Origin of the sequence: Mesorhizobium sp. Cs1321R2N1 (assembly GCF_037179725.1) — a bacterium.
GTDB classification, from domain to species: domain Bacteria; phylum Pseudomonadota; class Alphaproteobacteria; order Rhizobiales; family Rhizobiaceae; genus Mesorhizobium; species Mesorhizobium salmacidum.
Genome location: NZ_JAPYKP010000254.1, coordinates 1 through 3,795 on the forward strand (window position 1 = coordinate 1; position 3,795 = coordinate 3,795).

General features: G+C 63.5%; 3 protein-coding genes and 1 pseudogene. 1 reads left to right on the top strand and 3 read right to left on the bottom strand.

Annotation, left to right across the window (positions count from 1 at the left end; translation table 11 throughout):
• From O7A61_RS31410 to O7A61_RS31420, 3 genes are all read right to left on the bottom strand, one after another.
• The coding region (locus O7A61_RS31410; protein WP_337133056.1) for a TRAP transporter large permease at positions 1-1,677 on the bottom strand (1,677 nt) is incomplete at its 3' end.
• Positions 1,677-2,282 (bottom strand): TRAP transporter small permease subunit, encoded by a 606-nt coding sequence (locus O7A61_RS31415; protein WP_337133055.1) that lies wholly within the window; start codon positions 2,280-2,282, stop codon positions 1,677-1,679. The genes O7A61_RS31410 and O7A61_RS31415, both read right to left, overlap by 1 nt.
• Positions 2,283-2,462: 180 nt before the next feature.
• Complete coding sequence (locus O7A61_RS31420; protein ID WP_337133057.1) at positions 2,463-3,368, bottom strand: branched-chain amino acid ABC transporter permease; 906 nt, start codon at positions 3,366-3,368, stop codon at positions 2,463-2,465.
• 142 nt (positions 3,369-3,510) lie between these two features.
• On the opposite strand from O7A61_RS31420, the pseudogene O7A61_RS31425 reads away from it, so the two are divergent.
• Positions 3,511-3,795, top strand: a pseudogene (locus tag O7A61_RS31425) (CGNR zinc finger domain-containing protein); the annotation flags it as partial.

Sequence of the window (3,795 nt, forward strand, 5' to 3'; positions counted from 1 at the left end):
CGGTGCGCCACCGCCATTGGCAGGCGCGCCGCCACCTTCCGGCGTGCCAGGCGGCGACAGGCTGGGCATTTCCGGCACCTTGTAGTCGATCGTGCCGGAATCGACGGCCGCGCCCTTGTAGCGCATCACCATTTGCGGGAAGGCGATGGTCAGGCCGATCATGATCACCTGGATGCAGACGAACGGCACCGCGCCCCAATAGATCTGGCCCGTCGTCACCGGCGCGATCTGCTTGCCGGTCAGGCGGTCGAGGTAGGGCACGCGCGAGGCGACCGAGCGCAGATAGAACAGCGCGAAACCGAACGGCGGATGCATGAAGCTTGTCTGCATGTTGACGCCCAGAAGCACGCCGAACCAGATCAGGTCGATGCCGAGCTTGTCGGCGGCCGGCGCCAGCAGCGGCACGATGATGAAGGCCAGTTCGAAGAAATCGAGGAAAAAGGCGAGGAAGAAGACGAGCATGTTGACGCCGATCAGGAAGCCGACTTCGCCGCCCGGCAGCGAGGTCAAGAGATGCTCGACCCAGATCTGGCCGTTGACCCCATAGAAGGTCAGCGAGAACACCCGCGCGCCGATCAGGATGAACAGCACGAAGGACGACAGCCGCGTCGTCGAGGCCAGCGCCTGCTTGATCACGTCCATCGACAGCCGGCCCTTCATCGCCGCCATCGCCAGCGCGCCGACCGCGCCCATGGCGCCGCCCTCGGTTGGGGTGGCGATGCCGAGGAAGATGGTGCCGAGCACCAGGAAGATCAGCGCCAGCGGCGGGATCAGCACGATCACGACCTGCTGCGCCAGCCGCGACATCATGTTGATGTTCAGGCCGCGGTCGAGAATCGCGACGACGTAGATGAAGATGACGCCGACCGTCGCGCCGAGAATGTCGGCATTGTCGCCATGAGCGGGCACCAGGTAATGGTAGGCCACATAGGCGATGGCCACAGCCGTTACCAGCGCGATCAGCAAGGACACCACGCCATGGCCGAGTGTCCGCGCCTCCAGCGGCAGGGCCGGCATAGATTTGGGCCGGACGATCGACATGATCACGATGTAGAGCGTGTATAGGCCGGTCAGCACCAGGCCGGGGATCAGGGCGCCGGCATACATGTCGCCCACCGAGCGGCCGAGCTGGTCGGCGAGAACGATCAGCACCAGCGATGGCGGAATGATCTGGGCGAGCGTGCCCGACGCCGCAATGACGCCCGATGCCACCCTGCGGTCATAACCATAGCGCAGCATGATCGGCAGCGAGATCAGCCCCATGGCAATGACGGATGCCGCCACCACGCCGGTGGTCGCCGCCAGCAGCGCGCCGACGAAGATCACCGCGTAGGCGAGGCCGCCGCGGATCGGTCCGAACAACTGGCCGATCGTGTCGAGCAGGTCCTCGGCCATGCCCGATCGCTCGAGCACGATGCCCATGAAGGTGAAGAACGGGATGGCCAGCAGCGTATCGTTCGACATCACCCGGCTGCCGTAGAAATTGTCCGGCAGCGCATAGAGCAGCGGCCAGGCGAGATTGATCGCGCCGCCCGAATAGGGCGTCAAAAGCACGCCGATGAAGAAGAACATCAGGCCGTTGGCGGCGAGCGAAAAGGCGACGGGATAGCCGATCAGCATGAACAGGATCAGCGAGGCGAACATGATCGGCGCCATGTTCTGGGCGATGAACTCCATCACGAACGCACCTCTTCAGCGAGCGCCTTGGCTTCTTCAGCGAGCGCCTTGGCTTCGAGTTCAGCCTGTTCGTGCACGGAAATGAACGGGTTGGGATCGTCAATGATGCCGCGCATGATGGCGATCTTCTTGATGATCTCGGAAATGCCCTGCAGCGCGAGCAGGAAAAAGCCGACCAGCAGGATGACCTTGGCCGGCCACACGATCAGGCCGCCGGCGTTGGTCGACATTTCACCGCTGTGGAACGACAGCGATACGTAGGGCACGAAATAGAACACCATCAGCGTCACGAACGGCATCAGGAAGAAGAGGTGGCCGAAGAGGTCGATCCAGTGCTGCACGCGGCGTGAAAACAGGCCGTAGACGATATCGATGCGGATATGCTCGTTCTGTTTCAGCGTATAGGCGGCGGCCAGCATGAAGGCGGCGCCGAACAGGTACCATTGCAGCTCGAGCCACGCGTTCGACGAGGTGTCGAACACCTTGCGGACGACCGCGTTGGCCGCACTCACCAGGATGGCCAGCAGGATCAGCCAGGATACCGATTTGCCGATGAACTCGTTCATACGATCGATCGTTCTGGATAGAGCGAGAAGCCCTGCCATGCATTCCTCCCTGATGCGGTGACGCGCGATCCCCTTTTTCGTCGCGCCGCCTGGCCCAACCGTATGCAGTGCGTGGTCCGGTTGGTCAACAAGAGGAGGAAGGATGCAGGCCATCTGCCCTTGCGGCACGGTGGAAAACCGCAGCCTGACGATACATCATGCAACCAAAGTCTGATGGGTTCAGACGACCTTGCCGGTGTCCCGGCCGGCGCCGATCAGGATCAGCATGGCCACCAGGAACAGATACATCCAAGCATCGCGCCATTCGACCGGGAAATAGCCGGCCCACAGTGATTCGGCCATGCCGAAAGCGGCCGCGCCCAGCGCGGCCCGTGGCGGCGAGAGATAGCCGCCGACGGCTGTCACGAACAGGATCTTCAGGCCGTAGACCAGGCCGGAACCGAAGCTGACATTGCCGTAATAGAGACTGGCCATGACCCCGGCCAGCGCGGCGCAGAAGCCTCCGAACAGCACGGCGCGCCTAAACACGCCACGCACGTCGACGCCGCACAGGGCGGCGGCCCTGGGGTCGTCGGAGACGGCACGCCAGCACCGGCCGAAGTTTGAGCGGGCAAACGCCCATGTAGCGAGTGCGACCGCCGCCAGGACCACGACGCAGTCGAGCACCTGGATCAGCGTCAGCGTCGCCTTGAAACCGGAGCCTTCGGCGAAAACGATGGGCTCGGCCAGCATCGGCGGCAGCCACAGATCATGCGTGTCGGCCGCGATGCGGCTTGCTTCCGACAGGACGATCAGGATGCCGAGCGTCGTCACCACGATGGCATTGGGCGAGCGGTCGGCCAATGGTTCAAAGACGCTGCGTGACAGGACATGGCTGATGAGCGCGGCATAGAGGAACGCCGCGACGACGCCGAACAGCACCGAAGCCAGCAGTGTGAACCACAGCACCTGGTAGCCGAAGGCGACGCTCAGGATCATTGCCTGGCCGCAGAAGGCAAACAGCGCGCCATAGGCGAGATTGGTGCGGTGCAGGATGCCGTTGGTCAGCACGTAGCCGAAGGCGAGCAGGGCATAGAGCGCGCCCGAATGCAGCCCGTTCAGCACCTGCTGGAAGAAATAGAGCATACTCGACAACACCACAAGCATCCCGCCCAAGAGCGGATCGGACAGGAGCGGATCGGATAAAGGCGATCATACCGTGCGCATCTGAGGTTTGCATCGCCGAATCTAACTTGTCAAATGCGATTTATCGGTTAGGTTTTCGGGAATGACAGTCGCCTGGACCCCACACCGCTTCACCGGCGGCCTGCTTGCGCTCGACACGGCAAACACCGTCGTGCTCCGTGGCGATCCGGCGCGCACGTTCGACCGCTTCGACGATCCGGCCGAAATCGCCCGCTTCGCCGACGCGGCCACCGGCTTTCGCGCCGTTGAGCTTGGCGACAGGCGGCTGGCGGTGTCCTCGCCGGCTGCAATCGCGCCCGTCGTGCTGTCGATCCGCGAGACGACCGACCGGCTGTTTCGAGGCGCGGTCTCGAAGGGCGCTGTCGCC